Raw genomic sequence first — 24,041 nt, forward strand, 5'->3', positions numbered from 1 at the left:
CCGGGATCCATCGAACGGTTGAGATGCCGGAAGCGGGCCCGACGCGCAAGCGGAGGGCTCAGAGCAGGCCGCTGTCGCGCGCGATGGCGATGGCGCGCGCACGACTGTCGGCGCCGAGCTTCTCGAACACGTGCACGAGGTGGGTCTTCACGGTGGCCTCGGTCACGAACAGGGTCTTCGCGATCTCGCGGTTGGATGCCCCCGTGTCGAGCAGTCGGAGCACCTCCAGCTCGCGGTCGGTCAGGCGCACCCGCGGTGCGCGCATGACCTGCACGACGCGTGCGCTCAGCTCGGGAGTGAGCACGAGTCCGCCCGAAGCCGCCTGCCGGATCGCGCGCACGATGTCGTCGGGGGCGACGTCTTTGAGCAGGTAGCCGGCCGCTCCCGCCTCGATAGCGCCCAGGATCTCGGCGTCGCGGTCGAACGTCGTCAGGATCAGCACGGCGGGGGCCGGCTGCTGCGCACGCAGCGCGGCGGTCGTCTCCACCCCGTCCATACCGTCACCCAGCCGCAGGTCGCACAGCACGACGTCGGGACGCAGATGCCGCGCGAGGGTCACGGCCTCCTCGCCGGACGCCGCCTCACCGACCACCTCGACGTCGTCGCGATGGTCGAACAGCGAGCGCACCCCGGCCCGGACGATGGGGTGGTCGTCCACGAGCAGCACGCGCACCGCGGTCATGCCTCACCCCCAGGTCGCCGTGCCTGAGCAGTGCCGCCCAGGGGGATGTGCGCCGAGAGCGCGGTGCCGTCACCCGGGGCGCTCTCCACGTCGAGCCCACCGCCGAGCTCCCGCAGGCGCGCACGCATCGAGCGCAGCCCGTAGCCGCCGCCCCGACTGCCCACCCCGCCCTGCGCATCCCAGTGCCGGGCGTCGAATCCGCGCCCGTCATCGACGATGTCGAGCCGCACGGTGTCGCCGGCATCGGCGAGGGTGACCACGACCCGGGTGGCCGACGCGTGGGAGCGGACGTTCGCGAGGGCCGACTGCGCCGTCCGCAGCAGGGCGACCTCGGCGTCGATGCCGAGCGAGGGCAGGTCGTCGTCGGCGTGCAGCGTCACCTCGATACCGGTCTCGTCGGCCAGGCGTTCGAGCATCCGGGCCAGGGCGTCGCCGAGCGCGGTGGATTCCAGCTCGGCCGGCATCAGCGCGTTCACGATGCGCCGCGCATCCGCCATCCCCTCCGTGGCGAGGGCACCGATCTGCTCGAGGGCTCGCGTGCGCTGGGCCGGATCGTCCGCCTCCAGGGCCGAACGCGCCAGCATCCCGATTGACGACACGCTCTGGGCGACCGTGTCGTGGATGTCGCGCGACACCCTGGTGCGCTCGGCGCTCGCCCCGGACTCGCGCTGAGTGCGGGCGAGCTCGTCCTGCAGCGCGGCCATCTCCTCCTGGGTCGCGACGAGCGAGGCGATCAGCCGACGCCGCTCCCGCCCGTCACGGACGAGCTCGAGGTATCCGCGGGATATCCCCAGCGCGAAGATGCCGCCGACGAGGGGACCGATCACGTTCGCATAGGTCGTGGCACCGGTGTGCAGCAGCGGGGCGCTCACCACGACCGCGAGGATCGCCACGCTGAGCAGCAACGCCCACCGCAGGCGCATCACGAACCCGGCGAGCAGCCACAGCGGGAAGGCGAGCCACACGAACTCGGGCGAGACCACGACCGCGCCGAGCCAGATGAGTGTCAGCCCGAGCAGCCACCACGTCGCCAACCGACGGTCGGAGATGCGCTCGCTGAGCAGCAGCCCGCCGCCGTACCAGCCGAGGAACACCAGCGAGAGGGCCAGCACCCACGGAAGCGGCACTCCGTCGGCTGCGGCGCGCCCGGCGCCGACCACGAGCAGCACGACCGTGATGACGGCCTGGCCTATCCGGATCGACCCGACCAGGCTCGCCCAGGTGCGCGGGGTGCCCGAGCCGGCCGCGCGCTCGTCGCGGCCGGCTCGCTGAGCCCGCGTGGGGTCAGCTCGTGGCGGGAGAGGTGTCGACTGCGGCATCCTCGTATTCTCCCCCGTGCGGTCGCTGCGCACCTCGATCGGTGGCGGATTCGTCCGCCCCGCTCTTTCCCGGCCACCACATCCGATCCCCGACGATCGCGAAGATCGCAGGGACCACGAGGGTGCGCACGACGAAGGTGTCGACGAGCACGCCGATGCCGACGATGAGCCCGATCTGTCCGAGAGTGACCAGCGGCAGCAGCCCGAGGGCGGCGAACACCGCTGCGAGCACGACACCGGCGCTGGTGATCACGCCGCCCGTCGCCGTGAGCGCTCGGACCATCCCCTGGCGTGTGCCGACCGTCCGCGCCTCCACGCGCGCCCGGTGCACCAGGAAGATCGTGTAGTCGATTCCGAGCGCCACCAGGAACAGGAACGACAGCAGCGGCACCTGCAGGTCGAGGGCATCCCATCCGAACAGCACCCGGCTCAGCCAGGTGCCCGCGCCGATCGCGGCGACGGCGCTGAGGATGTTCACCAGGAGCAGCAGCACGGGTGCCACCAGGGAGCGCAGCAGCACGATCAGGACGAGCAGACTCACCGCGAGCACGAGCGGGACCAGCAGCTGCAGGTCGCGCTGATTGCCCTCGCGCGCGTCGAGATCCGCCGCCACCGGACCACCGACCACGGCATCGGCCTCCGGCACCGAGGCCGCGGCCTCTCGCACGGCACTCACGAGATCGAGGCTCTCCGGGGTGCCCGGCGCCGGTTCCCCGACGACCATCAGTCGCGTGAGTGCGCCATCGGTGCTCTCACCGGTCGTCGACACCCGGAGCACGCCCGGCACGTCTTCGACCGCGCCGGCCAGCGCATCGGCTGCCGCCGTGTCACCGATCACGATCATCGGCTGAGCCTCACCGGCGGGGAAGTGCTCGCCCAGCACCGTGAGCCCCGCTGCCGATTCCGACGCGACACGGAACTTCTCCACCTGGGTGAGCCCGACGGATGCTCCGGCGAGACCACCCGCGAAGACACCGAGCAGCGCGAGCCCGCCGACCAGCGGCACCCACGGACGCCGGGAGACGCGCTGCGCGACAGCACCCCACACGCGACCGGTCTTCGCGTCATCGCCGACCCGCGGCGCGAACGGCCAGAAGATGCGGCGGCCGCACACCGCGAGAGCGGGCGGCAGCACCAGCAGCACGGCGGCGAGGGCGATCAGAAGGCCGATGGCCGAGGCGATGCCGAGTCCACGCGTGCCGGGGATCACCGCGAGGGCGAGAGTCGACAGGGCGAGCACCACGGTGAGGTTCGAGGCGACGATCGCGGGTGCGGTGGCGCGCCACGCGCCGACGAGCGCACGACGGTGATCGGACTCATGCGCGAGTTCCTCGCGATAACGCGAGATCAGCAGGAGCGCATAGTTCGTCCCGGCGCCGAACACGAGCACGCTCACGATGCCGGAATCGAACTGCAGCCCGAGTCCGGCACCGATCGCCGCGGTCGCCTTGTTCGCCAGCTGGTCAGCGAGAGCGACGACGACGAGGGGGATCATCCACAGCACGGGCGAGCGGTAGGTGACGATGAGCAGCAGCGCGACGATCCCGAGTGTCACCATCAGCAGCGTGAAGTCGGCGCCGTCGAACGCGGAAGCGACGTCGACACCGAACGCGGGTCCACCCGTGACATGCACGCTCACCCCCTCGATCGGATGCTCCGTCACGGTGTCGCGCAGACCGTGCACGGCCTCTGCGGCGGCATCGTCGTCGGCGAGCGTGAGCGTCGCCTGCAGCACCGCGGCCTTCTCGTCTTCGCTGACGATCGGCCCGTGCGGCTCGTGCCCGGTCTCCGCTTCGACCTCTGCCGAGAGGGAACGCAGGGCGGCGATGTCGTCGGCGGCGAGTCGCTCACCGTCGTCCCGCGACGCGACCAGCAGCACCGTGGACTCATCCGCGTCGGGGAACTGCTCGGCGAGGGCGGCCGTCCGGGCCGACTCGGAATCCGGCGGAGCCACATCGGTGCCCGAGGGGAGCGACGCCCGGCCGAGGGCGCCGAGGAGCGCGGTGAACGCCACGACGGCGACCAGCAGGGAGATCCACCCGCCGCGTCGCGAGGTGAGCCACAGGGGAAGAGAGCGGAGGGTGCGGAGCATGGATCCAGTCCAGCCGTCGCCGCCCTTCCGAGGATCGGGCGGGGGGCTGAGACTCGTCTCCACCGTTCGATGGATGCGGCCCTGCCGCCCGCGACCTTCCCGCCAGCGGGGTCCCGGCCAGCGGGGTCCCGACAGGACCTCCCTCGGCACCGTGCGCGCGCGTAGCGTCGGGGGCAGGCCGTCGATCCGTCTGCGGCCACGACGAAAGGACATCCCATGCACACGCGCACTCTCGGACAGGGCCTCCAGGTCTCTGCGGTCGGACTCGGCTGCATGGGCATGTCGCAGAGCTACGGGCCCAACCCCGGAAGCCGCGATGACATGATCGGGGTGCTGCGGTCGGCGATCGAGCACGGCGTCGACTTCTTCGACACGGCCGAGGTGTACGGCCCGTATGTGAACGAGGAGCTCGTCGGCGAGGCGCTCGAGCCGATCCGCGATCGTGTCGTGCTCGCGACGAAGTTCGGCTGGGACATCCAGAACGGCAGGAGCGTGGGACTCGACAGTCGGCCCGAGCAGATCCGCCGAGTGGCCGAGGCGTCGCTGCGGAGTCTGCGCACCGATGTGATCGACCTCTTCTACCAGCACCGCGTCGACCCCGACGTGCCGATCGAAGACGTCGCCGGGACCGTCGGCGAGCTCATCGCCGAAGGGAAGGTGCGCCACTTCGGGCTCTCCGAGGCCTCGGCGGACACGATCCGCCGCGCACATGCCGTGCACCCGGTCACCGCGCTGCAGAGCGAGTACTCGCTGTGGACCCGCGATCCCGAAGCCGAGATCCTGCCGGTGCTCGCGGAGCTGGGCATCGGATTCGTGCCCTTCAGTCCGCTCGGCAAGGGGTTCCTGACCGGGACGGTCGACACGGCAGCCGACTTCGCAGCCGGCGACATCCGCGCCACGATCCCGCGGTTCACGGCCGAGAACCGGGCGGCGAACCATGCGCTCGTGGCGCACGTGACCGAGCTGGCCACGGCGAAGGAGGCCACCCCCGGTCAGATCGCTCTGGCATGGCTGCTCGCACAGCAGCCGTGGATCGTGCCGATCCCCGGCACCCGACGCACCGTGCGCATCGCCGAGAACGCCGGAAGCACGGCGGTCGCCCTGTCGGCCGACGAGGTCGCCGACCTCTCGACCCTCGCCACGCGCGTCGGGGTGAGCGGCGACCGCTACAACCCGCAGCAGATGGCGTTCGTCGACCGTTGAGTCCTCAGCGGCCTCGGTATCGTGAGGCGGGTGACCTCCGCCCGCAGCTATCCCGCGACCATCGCGTCCGCTGTCGAGCACGAGACCGTCATCCGCAAGTCGCGCTTCCTCACCCGCATCGAGCCCGTCTCCTCGGTCGAGCAGGCCGACGCCGTGATCGCCGCCATCCGGAAGAGGGCCTGGGACGCCAACCATAACTGCACCGCGATGGTGACGGGTCTGCTCGGCGATCAGGCGCGGTCCTCGGATGACGGCGAGCCCTCCGGCACCGCGGGGATCCCGATGCTCGAGGTGCTGCGCCGGCGCGAGCTGACCGATGTGGTCGCGGTGGTGACCCGCTACTTCGGCGGTGTGAAGCTCGGGGCGGGAGGCCTCGTGCGCGCCTACTCCTCCGCCGTGTCCGAGGCACTCGATCTGGCGTCCCTCGTGCGGCGGGCAGCCCTCCGGCAGGTGACGCTCGAGGTGCCGCACGCAGACGCCGGCCGCTACGACAATCTGCTGCGCGACTGGGCGGTCCATCATGGTGCGACGCTGGGCGCGCCGAGCTATGCCGCGATGGCCACGCTCGAGCTGTGGGTCCCCGAGGCCGAAGTCCCCCGGCTCGTCGACGATCTGGCCGCGGCATCCGCGGGTGCGATCGCGCCTGTCCTCGGTGTCGAGCGCATCGTCGACGTGCCCGCCTGACACCGACGGGCATCGGCGAAACCACAACGAACGACGGATATCCTGGATGCCGCGGTCGCGGAGGGAGAGCGATGTTCGACAGTCCGCTCTCGGCCTCGGCCTACGAGATCCTCGGGGTCGACCCCTCCGTCGACGACGCCGAGCTGCGCCGCGCCTACCGTCTGCGGCTGCGCCAGACGCACCCGGACACTGGTGGCGACGCCGCGATCTTCATCCAGGTGCAGCGCGCGTGGGAGCTGGTCGGCACCGTCGAGAGCCGTGCCGCCTACGACCGCCGCTCCGGTGTGGCGTCAGCGGCGACACCCGACGCCGACACCGGGTGGAGCGGATGGCGGCCTCAGGCAGCGCGTACCGACACCCGTCCGCGCGCCCGCTCCTACGGCCACCCCGGCGGATGGCGTCGCGAGCGCTACCTCGTCCTCATCCGCGAATGGGCGGGCCGTGGCGTCGAGGTCCCCGACCCCTACGACCCCGCCCTGGTGCGCTCGGCTCCCCGCGATCTGCGCCGACTGCTCGCCGATGCCCTGGCGGAAGAGGCCACGGCGCGCACGGTCTCCGACCTCGGCATGGGCTTCACGGTGTGGCACGACGTGGCCGTGGGGGCGGATGCCGACGACAAGCTCGACCATGTGGTGCTGGGCCCGTCCGGCCTGTACGGGGTGATGTCGGAGGACTTCGGAGGGGTGGTCGGCTTCCGGCGCGGCGAGATCACCGGGCCGAGCCTGGGAACCCGCGCGCCGGTGACGGCTGCCCTCGGTCGGATGCGCACGATCGCCAAGACCGCCCGCGTGCGCTTCAGCGGTGCGATCATCGTGCTGCCCGACGACGACCTCGCGCAGGCCGTCACACCGCTCGGCACGAGCCGCGGCGTTCCGGTCGTCGTCGTGCGCCGCAGCGCGCTGGCGATGGTGTTGCGTCAGGGCGTTCCGCAGGCGCGGGCGATCGGCGGGAACGAACTGTTCGACGTGCGCACCCGACTGCAGCAGACCGTCCGCTTCGTCTGACGCCGGTCGGCCGTGCGGTCCCACGAGCTGGTCGTGGGACCAGCTCATGGGACCGCACTGCGCCTCACGATCAGGCGCTCAGGGTCAGGTCAGTCGACGACGCCGGATGAGCGCCGATCCGACGACCAGCATCAACCCTCCGAGGAGCAGACCGGCCGAGAGCGTTCCGCCGGTCACCGCGAGGGTGGGCGGCGGCGACGGGAAGACCCGTGTGGTCGTCTCCGAGGTCGGCGGATCGATCGAGTCCCCACCGGGCGGGGTTCCCGTTGCCGTGGCCACATTGCGCACCTGTCCGTTTCGCACGTCGGCAGCGGTGACGGTGTGCGCGGGCACGGTGCAGGTCATCTGCGCTCCGGAGGCGAGGCTGGTCTGCGGACACGTGACCGCACCCGCGGTAGGGTCGGACACCACGATGTCGGCGACCGTCTGAGCGCCGGTGTTCGTCACGATGATCGTCCACTCGATGCGATCACCCGGATCGATCACGCCGTTCCCGTTGACGTCGACCGGATTCGCGCGCTTCTCGAGTCCGAGCGAGTTGGTGCCGTCGAAGGGCACCTCGACCGTCGACGGCGGCGACACCGGCGGCTCGCCGGAAGGCGGCGTACCCGTCGCGGTGGCGGTGTTCGTCAGCAGCCCGGAATCGACGTCGGCCTGCGTCGTCTGATACTCCGCCGTGCAGGTGACGAACTGGCCGGGCAGGATGCTCGCGGCTCCCGCCGGGCATGTGACCACCGGAGCGGTCCCCGTCCCCGTGAACGCCGTCTCATCCACGCTCACGTCGGTGAGGGTGACGTTGCCCGTGTTGGTGACCACGAACGAGTACGTGAGCGTCTGCCCCACGGTCGTCATCGTCTCCGGCGTCGCGGACTTCACGATGCTCACGCCGGGAGCAGGGACCACCGGGATCTCGGTCGTCGACGGGGGTGAGACGGGGGGCTCGCCCGTCGGCGGAGTGCCGGTCGCGGTGGCCGTGTTCGACACGCTCCCGGAATCGACATCCGCCTGCGTCAGCACATACGACGCCGTGCACACCACCTGAAGACCCGGCGCGAGCGAGGCCGCACCCGCCGGACACGTGATCGCCGACAACGACCCCGAACCGGTGAACACACCCTCATCCACCGTCACATCCGTGAGAGTGACATTGCCGGTGTTGGTCACCACGAACGAATACGTGATCTCCTGACCCACCACATACGCATCAGCCGTATTCGGGCTCGCCGACTTCACCATCGTGATCCCCGGAGCCGGCACCACCGGGACCTCGATCGTCGATGGGGGTGAGACGGGGGGCTCGCCCGACGGCGGAGTACCCGTCGCCGTCGCTGTGTTCGACACGCCTCCGGAGTCCAGGTCGGCCTGCGTGACGTCGTACGACGCCGTGCACGTGACATCAGCTCCCGGCGCGAGCGAGGCCGCTCCCGCCGGGCAGGTGACCACCGGAGCGGTCCCGGTCCCGGTGAAGGCCGTCTCATCCACACTCACGTCGGTGAGGGTGACATTGCCCGTGTTCGTCACCAGGAACGAATACCCGATCGTCTGACCCGCCGAGCTGATCTCCGTCGTGTCCGCCGACTTCACCACCGTGATCCCCGGAGCCGGTACCACCGGGACCTCGATCGTCGATGGGGGTGAGACGGGGGGCTCGCCCGACGGCGGGGTACCCGTCGCCGTCGCTGTGTTCGACACGCCTCCGGAATCGAGATCCGCCTGCGTCACCACATACGACGCCGTGCACGTGACGTCGGCCCCCGGCGCGAGCGAGGCCGCTCCCGCCGGGCAGGTGACCACCGGAGCGGTCCCGGTCCCGGTGAAGGCCGTCTCCTCGACGCTCACGTCCGTGAGGGTGACGTTGCCGGTGTTCGTCACGAGGAAGGAATACTCGATCGTCTGACCCGCCGAGCTGATCTCCGTCGTGTCCGCCGACTTGACCACTGTCAACGCCGGAGCCGGCTCCGCCGGGACTTCGATCGTCGATGGGGGTGAGACGGGGGGCTCGCCCGACGGCGGAGTACCCGTCGCCGTCGCCGTGTTCGACACGCCTCCGGAATCCACGTCCGCCTGCGTCACCACATACGACGCCGTGCACGTCACATCGGCTCCCGGCGCGAGCGACGCCGCACCCGCCGGGCAGGTGACCACCGGAGCGGTCCCCGTCCCGGTGAAGGCCGTCTCCGCCACCGACACATCCGTCAGCGTCACATTGCCGGTGTTCGACACCAGGAACGAATACGCAATCGTCTGACCCGCCGAAGTGATCTCCGTCGTGTCAGCACTCTTGACCACCGTCAACGCCGGGGCCCGCTCCGCCGGGACTTCGGTGGTGGATGGGGGTGAGACGGGGGGCTCGCCCGACGGCGGGGTACCCGTCGCGGTGGCCGTGTTCGACACGCCTCCGGAATCGACATCCGCCTGCGTCACCACATACGACGCCGTGCACGTCACGTCGGCTCCCGGAGCCAGCGACGCCGCACCCGCCGGGCACGTCACCACCGGAGCGGTCCCCGTCCCCGTGAAGGCCGTCTCATCCACACTCACGTCGGTGAGGGTGACATTGCCGGTGTTCGTGACCAGGAAGGAATACTCGATCGTCTGACCCGCCGCCGACAACTCGTCCAGATCAGCAGACTTCACCACCGTCAATCCCGGAGCCGGGTCCGCCGGGATCTCCAGGGTGGACGGGGGCGACACCGGCGGTTCGCCGGAAGGCGGAGTGCCCGTCGCCGTGGCCGTGTTCGACACGCCTCCGGAGTCCAGGTCGGCCTGCGTGACGACGTACGACGCCGTGCAGGTGACCGCAGCCCCCGGCAACATAGTCGCGGCTCCCGCCGGACACGTGACCACGGGAGCGGTGCCCGTCCCCGTGAACGCCGTCTCATCGACGCTCACGTCGGTGAGGGTGACGTTGCCCGTGTTGGTGACCAGGAAGGAATACTCGACCGTCTGACCCGCCGACGTGAGCTCGTCCACATCCGCCGACTTCACAACGGTCAACGCCGGGGCCGGGTCCACCGGGATCTCGGTCGTCGATGGGGGTGAGACGGGGGGCTCGCCCGTCGGCGGAGTGCCGGTCGCGGTGGCCGTGTTCGACACGCTCCCGGAATCGACATCCGCCTGCGTCAGCACATACGACGCCGTGCACACCACCTGAAGACCCGGCGCGAGCGAGGCCGCACCCGCCGGACACGTGATCGCCGACAACGACCCCGAACCGGTGAACACACCCTCATCCACCGTCACATCCGTGAGAGTGACATTGCCGGTGTTGGTCACCACGAACGAATACGTGATCTCCTGACCCACCACATACGCATCAGCCGTATTCGGGCTCGCCGACTTCACCATCGTGATCCCCGGAGCCGGCACCACCGGGACCTCGATCGTCGACGGCGGAGACACCGGAGGCTCACCCGAAGGCGGAGTACCCGTCGCCGTCGCCGTGTTCGACACCCCACCCGCATCCACATCCGCCTGCGTCACCACATACGACGCCGTACACGTCACCGCTGCCTCAGGAGCCAGCGACGCCGCACCCGCCGGGCACGTCACCACCGGAGCGGTCCCCGTCCCCGTGAAGGTCGCCTCATCCACACTGACGTCCGTCAGCGTCACATTGCCGGTGTTCGTGACCAGGAACGAATACCCGATCGTCTGACCCGCCGAGCTGATCTCCGTCGCATCCGCCGACTTCACCACCGTGATCCCCGGAGCCGGCACCACCGGAATCTCCAGAGTCGACGGCGGAGACACCGGCGGCTCACCCGACGGCGGAGTACCCGTCGCCGTCGCCGTGTTGTCGAGCGAGTCGGTGCGGTAGTCGTCTGCCGTCGTCGTATACGTCGCCGTGCACGTCACGCTGGCCCCCGGCGCGAGCGACGCCGCACCCGCCGGACACGTCACCACCGGAGCGGTGCCCGTCCCCGTGAACGCCGTCTCATCCACACTCACATCGGTGAGAGTGACATTGCCGGTGTTCGTCACCAGGAACGAGTACGCGATCGTCTGACCCGCCGAACTGATCTCCGTCGCATCCGCCGACTTCACCACCGTGATCCCCGGAGCCGGCACCACCGGAATCTCCAGAGTCGACGGCGGAGACACCGGCGGCTCACCCGACGGCGGAGTACCCGTCGCCGTCGCCGTGTTGTCGAGCGAATCGGTGCGGTAATCGGCTGCCGTCGTCGTATACGTCGCCGTGCACGTGACCGCCGCCTCGGGAGCCAATGATGCCGCACCCGCCGGACACGTGACCACCGGAGCAGTCCCCGTCCCGGTGAACGCCGTTTCATCCACACTCACGTCCGTCAACGTCACATTGCCGGTGTTCGTCACCAGGAACGAATACGCAATCGTCTGACCCGCCGAAGTGATCTCCGTCGTGTCAGCGCTCTTGACCACCGTCAACGCCGGGGCCGCCGCGGCGGGCACCGTCACAGTGGAGGGGGGAGACACCGGAGGAACGAGGATGCCCGGAGGTGTTCCCGTCGCCGTCGCCGTGTTGGAGAGGGAGCCTCTGTCGATGTCGGCCTGTGTGAGCGTATAGCTCGCCGTGCAGGTCGTCGAGGCGCCGGCGGCGAGGGTCGTCGTCGGACACACTGCCGGCGAGATCGTCCCCGAGCCGTCGAACGCGGTCTCGGTGACCGCGACGCCGGTGAGAGTCACGTCGCCCGTGTTGGTCACCAAGAACGAGTAGTCGATGACCTGCCCGACGGTGAAGGCCTCCGGGCCGGAGGGTGTCGCGGACTTGACCAGCGAGATCCCCGGGTTCACGGCGGCGATGGTGAGGGCGTAGTCCTCCACCTCGCCGGTGATGGCGGCACCCGTCGGAGTCGCCGTCGTCAGATCCGTGCCGTTCGCGATCCGGAATCGCGCGAACGTCGGGCCGGCGACCGTCTGGGAGATGATCCCCGGCCACGTGAGCGTGACGGACGAACCGTCCGCAGTTCCTGCAGGCACGGGCGCGGAGACGCCCTCGTTGGCGTCGAAGACACCGTTTCGGTTGAAGTCGACCCAGCCGACGAGGGTCGCGTTCGTTCCCGGCGCCTTGTTCGCCACCAGCACCGATACGGAGTAGCTGCTCGTGATGCCGGCCGTGATGGGCCCGAATGTCGAGACGCCGTTCTCGTCGTTGATGAACTGGTTCGGGGCCGCGCCGCCCACCTGGTTGTCACCGGTCGCGTTCGCGCTGTACTGCATCGCCGCCTCGGTGTCGGCGGACCATCCGAGATACGTCGCGGCGTTCAGCTCGTGGGAGGCGGAGCCGTAGCTGGCGGGAGCATCGCCGAAGTCGTCCGGGATGGTGGCGCACGAGGGGTTGAATCCGTCGATGCCCTCGCCGCCGCTCTGCGCGCGGTAGCCGCGCACCACGATGTCGCTCGTGCCGGTCGTGGTCCCGGGACCGCAGCGAGGGGTCGGGGTCTGGAGCCCTCCGGTGGTGTTGAAGTTCTCGCCGATGGTCAGCACCGTCGGGGTGGCCGCCAGGTTGACACGGAGCTGCCCGGCTGCGGTGAGGATCATCGGTCGGCAGGTGATCTGGACGGATGACGGCCAGCGTGCCACCCCGTCGCCGACGAAGGTCGTGCCGGTGATGCGATGCACGAACGTGTTGGCGGGACACGTGCCGGTCCGCAGGTTGCCCCGGCTCTGGTCGTAGACCGGGCCGTTGATCCACGTCGGGTTCACGGTGCCGGTGACGACGCCGGCGTTGCTCACCGTGATCGTCGAGCACTGCACGGCGAAGCGCGTCAGGATGGCATTCGCGCTGGTCGGGTTGATGTTCTGGCGGTTCTCGGTCTGCACTCCCGTGAGCACGGAGTTCGATGGGCACTCGGTCGGCGCGGTCAGATCCTTGTCGGATCCCACCACCGCGGCCTCGAAAGACGGGCCGAGGTAGAGCTGGGCGGCGTCACCGGGGGCGGCCGCCGCCGTCGTCGCAGGAACGACGAGACCCGCCAGCACGAGCGTCAGCAGTGCGACGACGGCGGCGGGCTTGCGACGCGCCCGGGAGAGCCGAAGACGAGCGAGGAACGATTCGCGTCGCCGCTCGCGCACTCGCTGGATGGCACCGGACGTGCTGGTCTGAGAATGCATCGAGGCCCCCTCGCGTCGCAGAAGCGACGTCCTCGTCGCTCAAGCTGAGATTTTGCCCAGAGTACAGGAGGCGTCACCGGAGCCGACAGGTTTTTTCCACTTCACCTGGGTGAGGTCCGAACGGCCTGAAGGACCCGAGGCAGCATCCCGGCATTCGTTCTTTTGAGTTATTCAAATCACGGGGTACACTCAAGGCATGGAGACGGAACTCGACTCAGCGCTTCGCGGTGCCGGGCTTCGTGCGACCGCGGGCCGCGTCGCCGTTCTCGAGGCTCTCGACTCCATGGCCCATTCAGACGCGGAACGGCTCTACCGCGCTGTGTCCGAAGTGCTGCCGACCACGTCGATCCAGTCGGTGCACAACATCCTCGCGGACCTGACGACGGCGGGCCTCATCCGCCGGATCGAACCGGCAGGCTCCGCGGCGCTCTACGAGCGGCGCATCGACGACAACCACCATCACGTCGTCTGCACCTCCTGCGGTGCCATCGGCGACGTGGACTGCGTCGTCGGTGAAGCGCCGTGTCTCACCCCGTCCTCGACGGGGGGATTCACCGTCCAGACAGCCGAAGTCACCTTCTGGGGCCTCTGTCCCAGTTGCCAGAACGCCGCACAGTAGCAGTCCGCCGATCGCCCATCCTCGGATGGGGTGTTCGTCGCGCCTGCACGGATGCGGATAAGGAGAAGGAGAACACCATGACGAAACCTGCCACCACGACCCAGACCGGGACCCCCGTCGCGAGCGACGCGCACTCCCTCACGGTCGGCGCCGACGGCCCCACCGTCCTGCACGATCGCTACCTGGTCGAGAAGCTCGCCTCCTTCAACAGGGAGCGTGTGCCGGAGCGCAACCCGCACGCGAAGGGCGGCGGCGCGTTCGGCGAGTTCGTCGTCACGGAAGACGTGTCGGCGTACACCAGGGCCGCGGTGTTCCAGCCCGGCGCCGTGAGCGAGACACTCATCCGCTTCTCGTCGGTCGCCGGAGAGCAGGGGTCGCCCGACACCTGGCGCGACGTGCGCGGATTCTCGCTGCGTTTCTACTCGACCGAGGGCAACCTCGACATCGTCGGCAACAACACCCCCACGTTCTTCCTGCGCGACGCCATGAAGTTCCCCGACTTCATCCACTCGCAGAAGCGCCTCGGCGACTCGGGTCTGCGCGATGCCGACATGCAGTGGGACTTCTGGACGCTCTCGCCCGAGACCGCCCACCAGGTCACGTACCTCATGGGCGACCGCGGCCTTCCCCGCAGCTGGCGCCACATGAACGGCTACGGCTCGCACACCTACCAGTGGGTGAACGCGGCCGGCGAGCGGTTCTGGGTGCAGTACCACTTCCTCTCCACCCTGGGCTTCGAGACCATGGAGGCCGACGAGGCAGAGAAGCTCGCCGGCTCGGACGCCGACTACTACCGTCGCGACCTGTTCGACGCGATCGCGCGCGGCGAGAACCCCTCGTGGGATGTGTTCGTGCAGATCATGCCGTACGACGAGGCCAAGGACTACCGCTTCAACCCCTTCGACCTCACGAAGACCTGGTCGAAGAAGGACTACCCGCGCATCAAGGTCGGCACGTTCACGCTGAACCGCAATCCGCAGAACTTCTTCGCCGAGATCGAGCAGGCCGCGTTCTCGCCGGGGAACCAGGTGCCCGGCACCGGGATCTCGCCCGACAAGATGCTCATGGCTCGCGTGTTCTCCTACTCCGACGCGCAGCGCTACCGCATCGGCGCCAACTACAACCAGCTGCCGGTGAACCAGCCGCACGCCGCCGAGGTGCGCAACTACATGCACGAGGGGCAGATGCAGTACCGGTTCAACCCGGCCGAGCACCGCACCTACACCCCGAACTCCTACGGCGCTGCGGGCGGCCCCGAGGCCGATCCCGCGGCCGGCGTCGAGGCGAGCTGGGAGTCGGACGGCGAGCTCATGCGCGCCGCCGCCACCCTGCACTCCGAAGACGACGACTTCGGCCAGGCCGGCACGCTCTACCGCGAGGTCTTCGACGCCGAGCAGCGGGCGCGCTTCCTGGAGACCCTCACCGGCCAGGGGCGCTCGATCACGATCGACGCGATCCGCGAGCGCTTCTTCCAGTACTGGACGAACGTCGACGCCGACCTCGGCGCCGCGCTGCGTGCGCGCTTCTGATCCGCACGATCATCTGATCCGCTGGGTCACCTGATCCGCACGGTCACCTGATCCGCACGGCCTCCCGGGGACACCTCGTCCCCGGGAGGCCGTTTCGTCGTGTCGCCTTTCCCGGGGGAACCGTCCTGCGCCGACGACCCGGGAACGGGTCCAAGATGGAGGAGTGGCCGTCCCTCTCTCCGACCTGACCAGCATGCCCGAGCCCCAGCAGGTGTACGCCGCCGACGGCACCCGGCTGGCGACCTACACCTGGGGCGAGCCCGACGCCCCCGTCGTGGTGATCGTGCACGGCTTCGCCTCGAACGCACGCGACAACTGGGTGCTGACCGGCTGGGTGCGTGAGCTCACCCGCGCGGGCTATCGCGTGCTGGCGCTCGACCAGCGCGGGCACGGGCTCAGCGAGAAGCCGCACGACCCCGACGGCTACCGCATCCGCACCCTCGTCACCGATGTCGAGACGGTGATGGACACCTATCTCGTCGACGACGCGTTCTATGTCGGGTACTCGCTCGGTGCGCGCGTGGGCTGGGAGGTGGTGCGCGAGCTGCCGCACCGCATCGGACGCGCGGTGCTGGGCGGAGTTCCTGACGGCATTCCGCTGGCCCGCCTGGATCTCGACCAGGTGCGCAGATACATCGCCGACGGCACGCCGGTGGCGGATCGGACGACCCAGAACTACATCGCGCTGACCGAGCGGGTGCCGGGCAACGACCTGCAGGCGCTGGTCGCACTCGCGGAGGGTATGCGGGCGTCGGGCATGATCGACCCCGACCCCTCTGATGCGCCGACCCGGCCCATCCTGTTCGCCACCGGATCGAAGGACGCCATCATCGAGGGCTCGCGGGCACTGGCCTCAGCGACCCCCGACGGACGATTCTTCGAGATCCCGAACCGGAATCACTTCAACGCCCCGGGCTCGCGTGACTTCAAGGACGCGGCCGTGGCGTTCCTGGCAGAGGCGTAGCCCGGTCGAAACGACCGGGCTACGCGCAGCCGGAGACCGCTGTCGTCAGACGGCGGCGGCTTCGTCGCGCTTCGGCAGCACCCATCCCGCACGGGGGAAGTGGCAGGTGTAGCCGTTGGGGTACTTGATCAGGTAGTCCTGGTGCTCCTCCTCGGCCTGCCAGAACGGGCCGGCAGGCTCGATCGTGGTGACGGCCTTCGCGGGCCAGAGGCCGGAGGCGTCGACATCCGCGATCGTGTCGCGCGCGACCGTCTCCTGCTCAGGGGAGAGCGGGAAGATCGCGGAGCGATAGCTCGACCCGACGTCGTTGCCCTGACGGTTCAGGGTCGACGGGTCATGGATCTGGAAGAAGAACGCCAGGATGTCGCGGTAGGTCGTCTGGGCCGGGTCGAACACGATCTCGACCGCCTCGGCGTGACCGGGGTGATTGCGGTACGTGGCGTGGTCGTTCGAGCCGCCGGTGTAGCCGACCCGGGTGCTGAGCACACCGGGCTGGCGGCGGATCAGGTCTTCCATGCCCCAGAAGCAGCCGCCGGCGAGCACGGCGGTCTCGGTGCCAGGGGTGCGGGTGATGTTTCCCGTGTCGGTCATGACTGCTCCTCAGAGGTGTCGGTGGGGGTGTCGGTGGTGGGGGTGTCCGTCGTCGCGGCGAAGAGGGGACTGTAGCGACCGTACCCCTCCTCCTCCAGACTGGCAGCCGGGATGAAGCGGAGGGCCGCCGAGTTCATGCAGTAGCGCAGTCCGCCCTCGGCGCGGGGCCCGTCGTCGAAGACGTGCCCGAGGTGGCTGTCGGCCCCGGCCGAACGCGCCTCCGTGCGCTTCATCCACAGCGAGCGGTCGGTGCGCGTGGTCACCGCGTCCGCCTCGATGGGCTTGGTGAAGCTCGGCCACCCGGTGCCGCTGTCGAACTTGTCTGTCGACGAGAACAGGGGCTCTCCCGAGACGACGTCGACGTAGATGCCGTCGTCGTGGTTGTTCCAGTACGCGTTGCGGAACGGCGGTTCGGTCGCGTCCTCCTGGGTCACCTCGTACTGCAGGTGGCTGAGGCCGCTGACGGCCTCGGGGGTCTTGCGGTAGTCGTTCGACATGATCTGGCTCCTTGTCCGACGCCGCTGGCTGCGGCGTCATAGAAGGAGAACCGACGAGCGGCCCGTTTTGGTCCCGTGGCCCTGGGAGCGGGCTGTGAGTTTAGGGCCGCTCGTCGCTGCGATGTCGTCCGGTGCCGTGTCAGTCGACCTTCTGCCACGGACCACCGGTGGCCGAGGCATCCGGCTGCTGGTTGCGCGTCCACCACCGCGCCTCGAAGCGCGTGCCGTCATGCACCACATCGTCTCCCGCCGTGAACACGCGGGTGGGCGTCCACAGGGTCATCCCGTCGTCGCTCGAGGCGAGCTCCTGCCAGGGGCCGACGGGGTCGCCGGGCCGCTGGTCGCGTGTCCACCACGACGCCTGCCACAGGCGGCCGTCGAGCGACACGAGCTCTCCTCCGGTGTAGACGCTCTGCGCGTTCCACGCTGCGGCAGTGGGCAGTGCGAGGGTCGCGGCTGCGGCAGTGGTCGACACCGCGCGCGTGCCGTTCATCGCAGAAGCGTCGAAGGATGCCGCGGCGATCGAGCCGCGCGCGACGTCGTCGGTCGTGAGCCGGACGACGACCGCCTCGAGCGTCGCCACTCCCCCCGGGGCGAGCGCATCCACCTCGTCTCCAGCGGCCGTCACGGCGTCGAGCGCCACGTTGCCGGTGTTCTCGACGGTGCGGGTCCAGGTCACGGTGTCGGAGGCATCCGCCACGCCGTTCCCGTTCTCGTCCGCCCACTCGCCGACCGTCGCCCCGGACATGGCGGGAGTGCGCGCGATCACATCGACTTCGCCGCCCGCCACCGTCACCCGCTTCGCGGTCTGCCCGGCAGCCTCGACGGTCCAGGTCGTGTCGGCAACGAAGAAGCCGCGATCGATGTCGGCCTGGGTGACGGTGTGGCGCGCCGTGCCGCAGTCGTACCCCGCGCCGATCGGGAGGTCCCGGTACCGGCAGTTCCCCGCCGTCGGAGGGAGGAAGGGCGAGAAATCACCCGTCGCGGGGACAACGCTCACCGCCATCGGGCTGCCGTTCTCGACCCGGAATGCATAGGGCACCTGCTCGCCCACCGCGTAGGGGGCCGTGGCCAGGTCGCGCCCGGCATCCGCTCGCGCTCCCGTGATCGTGGCCGCCAGCACGCCGTCGCGCAGCACCACGGGGGCGGCCGTGTGGGTCACGGTGACCGATGCTGCCGAGCCGTCGACCGGCGCCACCGTGAAGGCGAACTCCGGCGTGTACCAGCCGCGGTCGATGTCGGCCTGAGTGAGCGTGCGCCGCGGGGTGCTGCAGTTGTACGCGTCGTACGCCGGGAGACTCAGCCACCGGCATGCGGTCGGAGCGAAGCCCGACGTGAAGGTGTTCGCCGCAGGGGTCACCACCGTGGTGGCGCCCGCCGTGCTCACGACCCGGATCTGGAAGCTCAGCTGCTCCCCCGCGGTGTACGGATTCGTCACCACGTTCCGCGCGGCCGAGGTGTTCGTGGCGGTGAGGGTCGCACCCAGCACAGACGCCTGCGGCAGCGTGAGCGTCGCCGTCGCCTGGCTCAACCGACCGTCGGTGGCGGTGAAAGCGGCCTGAAGGCGCTGCGCGCCGGCGGCCCCCTGGGGCGCGGTGACCTGCAGGTCGACGGTGACGCTCGCCCCGGGAGCGAGACCGGTGACCTGCGCGGTGGTCGCCGTCCATCCGGCCGCGGTGTGGAAGGTCACGGCACCGCTGAGCGGCGTCGCCTCCTGGTTGGTGAGCGTGACCGGAACGGTGGTCGCGACGCCGGCCGCGAGCGCGGTCTGCGGCACGGACATCGGTGCGCACACCGCGTTCAGCCAGGCCTCGTCGAACGACGAGAACTGCATCGTGTTCGTGTATCCCGCCTCCCACAGCACGCCGACTCTGCCGTCGTCGATCGCCGTCGCGCTGGAGTAGGCGAAGGTGCCCGTCTCCAGCGTGCGCAGACCCGGCCACGTTTCGCCGTCGTCGCAGGAGAGCCGCACCGCTCCGTTCACGCGGTTGCCGTTGGCACCGTTGTTGGCGTTGGTGAAGACGAGCTTCCTCGCTTCGGCGCTTCCCTCGACGGCATCCGGGTGCAGGCGGGTGATCGAGGCGTTGTTGGTGGGATCCGGCAGTTCGACGTCGCGCGTGACCGGACCGTAGCTGTGTCCGCCGTCGGTCGAGATCGCCACCTTGCGCAGACGCCCGTTGGAGCTGTCGCGGGAGTTGAGCATGACGCGTCCGTCCGACAGCTCGACGACCTTGTTCTCGTCCATCCCTGTGCCGACGTATTCGCCGCGCTCCCAGGTCTGCCCGCCGTCGTCGGAGTACACCGAGTACGCCTGGATCGCCGTCGATCCATCGGCCTGCCGCACCGTGCCCGCGTACTGCTGGATGAGACGCCCGGCGTGTGCGCCGTAGCGCAGCTGGATCCCCTCGCCCGAGGTGGCGAAGGTTCCTTTCACGTCTCCTGCCACGGGGCTGTAGACGCCGCCGCTGGTCGTGCCGTTCGAGGTCTTCGCGACGTCGGTGATGAACCGCGGCGTGCTCCACGTCGCGCCGCCGTCGTCTGAGTGGATCACAGCGGCACCCATGACCTGGCGATTCGCGTCATCGGCTCCGTAGGCGCTGCCCTGGAAACCCTGGTCCTTGGAGTGCACGAAAAACGCGAAGACACGACCGTTCTCCCGGTCGACGACGTAGCTCGGGTCGGAGTACCCGTACCGGTCGCTCCCGGTCTTGCCAGCGGCGATGATCTGCAACGGACTCCAGGTGCGACCGTTGTCCGTCGAGCGGCGCTGGATGATCGAGTTCGGGTTGGGGGCGTCGGCGGCACTCCCGGGTCGAGCGTCCCACGCGGCGATGACGACGCCATCGCCGAGGTGGGCGAGTGCGGGGATGCGGTAGAAGTAGTTCGCCGCAGTGCGATCGGCACCGAGGTTCAGCTCGAGGTAGTCGCCGGGGTCGGCCGTCGGGTCGGTCAGGTAACCCGGCGCCGGGGCCGCCGTCGCCGCGGTGGCCGGGAGGCTGAGTGCGAGGACCAGCGCTCCGATCGTGCCGGATCGCAGCCAGTGCCGACGGCGCCCTCGAGGGGCGGGCGTGGGAGGAACGTGCATGGACAGACCTTTCTGTTCGTGCGGAAATCTGACGTCTGATGTCTGATTTCAAGTCACTCTAGCGAGGGGTCTTCCGCCGGACAAGGCCCGATTTCTCGGGCCGCGAGCGGACTCCCCCTCGCTCCCGGGCACGCTCGCAGCACCGTCGACGACACCTCGCCGACGGCACCAGCCGCACCGCGCTCCGGGTCAGCCCGCGGCGCGGACCACCTCGAGGTTCCGGGCGACCGTGCGCAGGGCGTCCGTGGCGGTGACATCATCCGGGCGCCGCGCGACCTTGAGCCCCAGCCACTCGACATCGCCCGCGGCGGCGAGCGCAGCGACCACGTGCGCGTCGTCGAGCAGCGAGGCGGATTCCGGGTGGGTCGAGGCGATCGGCAGATGCGCGTCGATCCAGGGGTACCCGTAGGGGCTCTGCACGGCGGCGGCGCCCGAGAGTGCCAGACCGACGAGGAACCCGGATGCCGCGGCCGAGGCGATCTGCGCCGTCACGGCATCCGCATCGCGCAGCTCGATCGCGGAACGGCCCCAGTTGACCCACAACCCGATCGGCGCTCCCGACGACCGGATCCCGGCGATCTCGGCTTCGAGCGGCAGGAACCCCTTCTCCGGCACATGATCGGGCACGAAGGCATCGCAGTGCTCGATCACCAGGCGCGCACCCGACCAGTCGAGGGCGGCGATCTCGTCGAGCGATCTCGCGAGCGGCTCCACGGCCCCGGTCGCTCTCGGGGCCGTGTGCAGCGTCACCACCACGACGGAGGCGGCGCTCTCGCCATCGATGCGCGCGACATCGGCCGCGACGCGACGCAGGTCGGCGACCGCTGCTGCTCGCCCCTCATCGTCGGCCGAGGCGAGGCCGTACCGAGCGTCGGCCGCCAGACGCCGCATCACGAAGGGGACGGGGGTCACCGCGAGCGGCACGGCCGGCACGTTCGCGAGGAACCAGGCGTCGTCGTGCGGATGGAGGCTTCCCATCCACGGCACCTCGAGCCCGGCGACCCCGGGAAGGGCGCACAGTGCGGGCAGCAGTTCGCCTTCGAGCACCGGGTCCCACTGTGCGTGCGCCGGAGAGGCCGGGTAGGCGCTGACGAGGATCGGCGCGGTCATCCGCGGGCTCCCGCGACCGCGTCGGCGAACCACGTCGTGATCGTCGAGGGGTGCGTGATGGCGGTGCCGACGCACACCGAGAAGGCGCCCGCGGCGATCGCGGTCGCGGCTTGCCCCGGCGAGTGGATGCGCCCCTCGGCGACGATCGGGCGGCGGCAGCGGGCGGCGATCAGCTCGATGAGCTCCAGGTCGGGCCCCGCGCTCTTCGGGCGCTCGCCCGTGTATCCCGACAGCGTGGTGCCGAGGATGTCGGCGCCCGCCGCCTCGGCGGCGATCGCATCGTCGAGAGAGCCGCAGTCGGCCATGATCAGCGCGTCGGTATGCGCCCGGAGGCCTGCGATCGTCTCCGCGAGGCTCAGACCGTCCGGGCGGGGGCGACGGGTGCCGTCGATCGCGACGATGTCCGCACCGGCGTCGGCGACGGCTTCGGCGTGGCCGAGAGTCGGGGTGATGAACACCTCGGCATCGCCGTCCTTCCACAGCCCCACGACGGGCACGGGAAGGTGCGCCGTCGCGCGGATGTCGTCGATCCCCTGCACGCGGATGCCGGCTGCACCGCCGACCACGGCGGCCGCGGCGATCTGCGCCATCGTGCGCGGGTGGCGCATGGCCTCGCCGGGGTATGCCTGGCACGAGACGATCAGGCCGTCTCTGAGCCGTTCGAGGGTGTCGGTGAATCTCATGGGTTCCTCCAGGCCGATGCCGCGGCTCCCCGCAGCGGCGCGTCGTCGCCGAGCGCACCCGGCAGGATGGGCATGCTCTGCAGCGCATCGATCGCCTCGGAGCGGAAGGCGGCGCGCATCGGATTCCACCAGTCCTCGCCGATGTTCGGCACGCCCCCGGTGACCACGATGCGTTCGGGGTCGAGCAGCGTCGCCGCGCCCGCGAGGGCACGGCCCACGGCCGCGGCCGACTCGTCCAACGCGCGGCGGGCGACCGGGTCGGCGGCTGCCGCCGCCGCGATCCCCCGCGCATCGACGATGTCGGGGGCTCCTCCGAGCGTCAGGAAATGGCGGTGCATCCCGATGCCCGAGCCGATGGCCTCGAGGTGGCCGAGACGTCCGCAGGGGCAGCGCAGGTGTGCAGCACCCGGCACGGGCAGATGGGCGATCTCGCCCGCGACGTGATGCGCTCCACGCACCACCCGATCCCTCACGACGAGTCCTGCGCCGACGCCGGTGCCGACCGCGACGACGAGCGCACTCGACGCTCCGGCCGCAGCGCCGTGCAGGTACTCCCCCGCGGCGTGCGCGTCTACGTCGTTCTGCACCGCCACGGGGGCGTCCGGGATCAGCTGGACTCCGAGACCCGCGCGCACGAGTGCCGCGAGCGGCGTACCCGGCCAATCCGCGAAGGTGTCGGTGGCGGAGACGATCATCCCGCTCCCGGCGTCCACGACACCCGCTGTGCCGATGCCGACACCCGACAGTCGTAACCCGGTGCCGGCGAGCAGCCGCTGGGCGAGCGCGACGACGGTGTCCACGACGGCCGACGGCCCCTCAGCTGCGGGAGTGGACGCCACCTCGGTCCGCAGCAACCTGTCATGGCGATCGGCGAGCGCTGCGGCCGTCTTGGTGCCGCCGATGTCGACGGCGAGGACGACCTCGCCCATCAGGCGACGGCGACCGGGAGCAGGTGCAGCTCCTCGAGGATGTCGCGGATCCCGGCGACCGCGTCGGCGTCGAGCGCCTGCACCGTGTTCGCCATCGTGGCATGGTCGATGATGCCACGGGCCTGCATCGCCGCTTTGAACGCTCCGACCCCGGTCGCATCTCCCGAGAGTCCCTTCGGCTGGAACACGATGTCGAACAGGCGGTTGATGCGCTCCTGCTCGTTTCGAGCCGTCGTCCAGTCACCGTTCTTCGCGGCATCCCACAGTCGGACGTACCCTGCGGCCTCCACATTGGCGAGCCCGGGGACCACGCCGTCGGCTCCCGCGAGCGCCATGGCGTCGACGACGACCTCGTGACCCGTGAGCAGCTGCAGCGGCCGGCCCGCCGCATCGTTCGCCGCGATCAGTCGCCGGAACGAGACGTCGTCACCCGAGGAGTCCTTCACTCCGTGGATGACACCCTCGGTGCCGAGCTGAACGAGCAGATCGATGCCGAGCTTGGAGTGCACGCGCACCGGCACGTCATAGGCCCACAGCGGGGCGTCGATGGCCGCGGCGATCGTGCGGAAGTGATCGGCGACCTCGGACGCGGAGTTCAGCGTGTACAGCGGGGCCGTCGTGACGATCGCCTGCGCGCCGGCGGAGACCAGTCGGCGGGCGGTCTCGATGATGCGCGGCGCTGTGAGCTCGATGGCACCGGCGATGATCGGCACCCGGCCGTCGTTCGCGGCGACGATCGTGCCGAGCATCTCGACGCGCTGGTCGTCGGTGAAGTACGCGGTCTCGCCGGTGGAGCCGAGGGCGAAGAGTCCGGACACTCCCTCGGCGACCAGGCGGTCGACGAGACGGGAGAGGGAGGCGTGATCGATCGTCCCGTCTTCGTGCAGCGGGGTGGCGACGGGCGGGACGACGCCCGCGAAGACGGGGGCGGAGGAGGCAGCAGACATGTGTGTTCCG

At 70.1% G+C, this 24,041-nt stretch carries 17 protein-coding genes; 6 read left to right on the forward strand and 11 right to left on the reverse strand.

What is annotated here, in order from left to right:
- Positions 1-58: 58 nt before the first annotated feature.
- The 3 genes from ACP699_RS10705 to ACP699_RS10715 are packed head-to-tail and all read right to left on the reverse strand — an operon-like array spanning position 59 to position 4,093.
- Positions 59-682 carry a response regulator gene (locus tag ACP699_RS10705; protein WP_055866687.1) on the reverse strand — a complete coding sequence of 208 codons (624 nt, stop codon included), beginning with the start codon at positions 680-682 and terminating at the stop codon, positions 59-61.
- A complete protein-coding gene (locus ACP699_RS10710) occupies positions 679-2,001 on the reverse strand; it encodes a sensor histidine kinase (RefSeq protein ID WP_127483244.1) in 1,323 nt (440 codons plus the stop codon). The genes ACP699_RS10705 and ACP699_RS10710 overlap by 4 nt, the downstream gene beginning before the upstream one ends.
- Entirely contained in the window at positions 1,967-4,093 is a 2,127-nt protein-coding gene (locus ACP699_RS10715; RefSeq protein WP_426171035.1) for an MMPL family transporter, read from the reverse strand. Before ACP699_RS10715 ends, ACP699_RS10710 begins: the two co-directional genes overlap by 35 nt.
- A 216-nt stretch (positions 4,094-4,309) precedes the next feature.
- On the opposite strand from ACP699_RS10715, the gene ACP699_RS10720 reads away from it, so the two are divergent.
- The 3 genes from ACP699_RS10720 (at position 4,310) to ACP699_RS10730 (ending at position 6,984) form a co-directional block, all read left to right on the forward strand.
- A complete protein-coding gene (locus ACP699_RS10720) occupies positions 4,310-5,296 on the forward strand; it encodes an aldo/keto reductase (RefSeq protein WP_426171037.1) in 987 nt (328 codons plus the stop codon).
- Positions 5,297-5,326: 30 nt separating this feature from the next.
- On the forward strand, positions 5,327-5,980 hold the full coding sequence (locus tag ACP699_RS10725; RefSeq protein ID WP_426171039.1) for an IMPACT family protein: 654 nt from the start codon (positions 5,327-5,329) through the stop codon (positions 5,978-5,980).
- 71 nt (positions 5,981-6,051) lie between these two features.
- Positions 6,052-6,984 carry a J domain-containing protein gene (locus ACP699_RS10730; RefSeq protein WP_127483246.1) on the forward strand — a complete coding sequence of 311 codons (933 nt, stop codon included), beginning with the start codon at positions 6,052-6,054 and terminating at the stop codon, positions 6,982-6,984.
- A gap of 84 nt (positions 6,985-7,068) precedes the next feature.
- On the opposite strand, the gene ACP699_RS10735 is transcribed toward ACP699_RS10730, so the two are convergent.
- A complete protein-coding gene (locus tag ACP699_RS10735) occupies positions 7,069-13,077 on the reverse strand; it encodes a DUF7507 domain-containing protein (RefSeq protein ID WP_426171041.1) in 6,009 nt (2,002 codons plus the stop codon).
- A 196-nt stretch (positions 13,078-13,273) separates the two neighbouring features.
- Here ACP699_RS10735 and ACP699_RS10740 point away from each other — a divergent pair, with 196 nt between their 5' ends.
- The 3 genes from ACP699_RS10740 (at position 13,274) to ACP699_RS10750 (ending at position 16,189) form a co-directional block, all read left to right on the forward strand.
- Entirely contained in the window at positions 13,274-13,696 is a 423-nt protein-coding gene (locus tag ACP699_RS10740) for a Fur family transcriptional regulator (protein ID WP_017829797.1), read from the forward strand.
- A 77-nt stretch (positions 13,697-13,773) separates the two neighbouring features.
- Entirely contained in the window at positions 13,774-15,225 is a 1,452-nt protein-coding gene (locus ACP699_RS10745) for a catalase (RefSeq protein ID WP_017829798.1), read from the forward strand.
- Between the two features lie 163 nt (positions 15,226-15,388).
- Positions 15,389-16,189, forward strand: a complete 801-nt coding sequence (locus ACP699_RS10750) for an alpha/beta fold hydrolase (RefSeq protein WP_151485590.1) — start codon at positions 15,389-15,391, stop codon at positions 16,187-16,189.
- Between the two features lie 45 nt (positions 16,190-16,234).
- Here ACP699_RS10750 and msrA read toward each other — a convergent pair whose 3' ends face one another.
- The 7 genes from msrA to ACP699_RS10785 form a co-directional block, all read right to left on the reverse strand.
- The gene (gene msrA, locus ACP699_RS10755) at positions 16,235-16,780 is read right to left on the reverse strand and encodes a peptide-methionine (S)-S-oxide reductase MsrA (protein WP_055871264.1); all 546 of its coding nucleotides are present in this window, start codon (positions 16,778-16,780) and stop codon (positions 16,235-16,237) included.
- Entirely contained in the window at positions 16,777-17,277 is a 501-nt protein-coding gene (msrB, locus tag ACP699_RS10760) for a peptide-methionine (R)-S-oxide reductase MsrB (protein WP_426171046.1), read from the reverse strand. Before msrB ends, msrA begins: the two co-directional genes overlap by 4 nt.
- 139 nt (positions 17,278-17,416) lie before the next feature.
- Positions 17,417-20,362 carry an exo-alpha-sialidase gene (locus ACP699_RS10765; RefSeq protein ID WP_426171048.1) on the reverse strand — a complete coding sequence of 982 codons (2,946 nt, stop codon included), beginning with the start codon at positions 20,360-20,362 and terminating at the stop codon, positions 17,417-17,419.
- 189 nt (positions 20,363-20,551) lie between these two features.
- Complete coding sequence (locus tag ACP699_RS10770) at positions 20,552-21,472, reverse strand: DUF4862 family protein (protein WP_426171050.1); 921 nt, start codon at positions 21,470-21,472, stop codon at positions 20,552-20,554.
- On the reverse strand, positions 21,469-22,155 hold the full coding sequence (locus ACP699_RS10775) for an N-acetylmannosamine-6-phosphate 2-epimerase (protein ID WP_426171052.1): 687 nt from the start codon (positions 22,153-22,155) through the stop codon (positions 21,469-21,471). Before ACP699_RS10775 ends, ACP699_RS10770 begins: the two co-directional genes overlap by 4 nt.
- Complete coding sequence (locus ACP699_RS10780) at positions 22,152-23,084, reverse strand: ROK family protein (protein WP_426171055.1); 933 nt, start codon at positions 23,082-23,084, stop codon at positions 22,152-22,154. Before ACP699_RS10780 ends, ACP699_RS10775 begins: the two co-directional genes overlap by 4 nt.
- Entirely contained in the window at positions 23,084-24,031 is a 948-nt protein-coding gene (locus ACP699_RS10785) for a dihydrodipicolinate synthase family protein (RefSeq protein ID WP_426171057.1), read from the reverse strand. Before ACP699_RS10785 ends, ACP699_RS10780 begins: the two co-directional genes overlap by 1 nt.
- Positions 24,032-24,041: the final 10 nt, after the last annotated feature.

The organism is Microbacterium sp. DWRC1-3 (genome assembly GCF_049896645.1).
GTDB lineage: Bacteria > Actinomycetota > Actinomycetes > Actinomycetales > Microbacteriaceae > Microbacterium > Microbacterium maritypicum.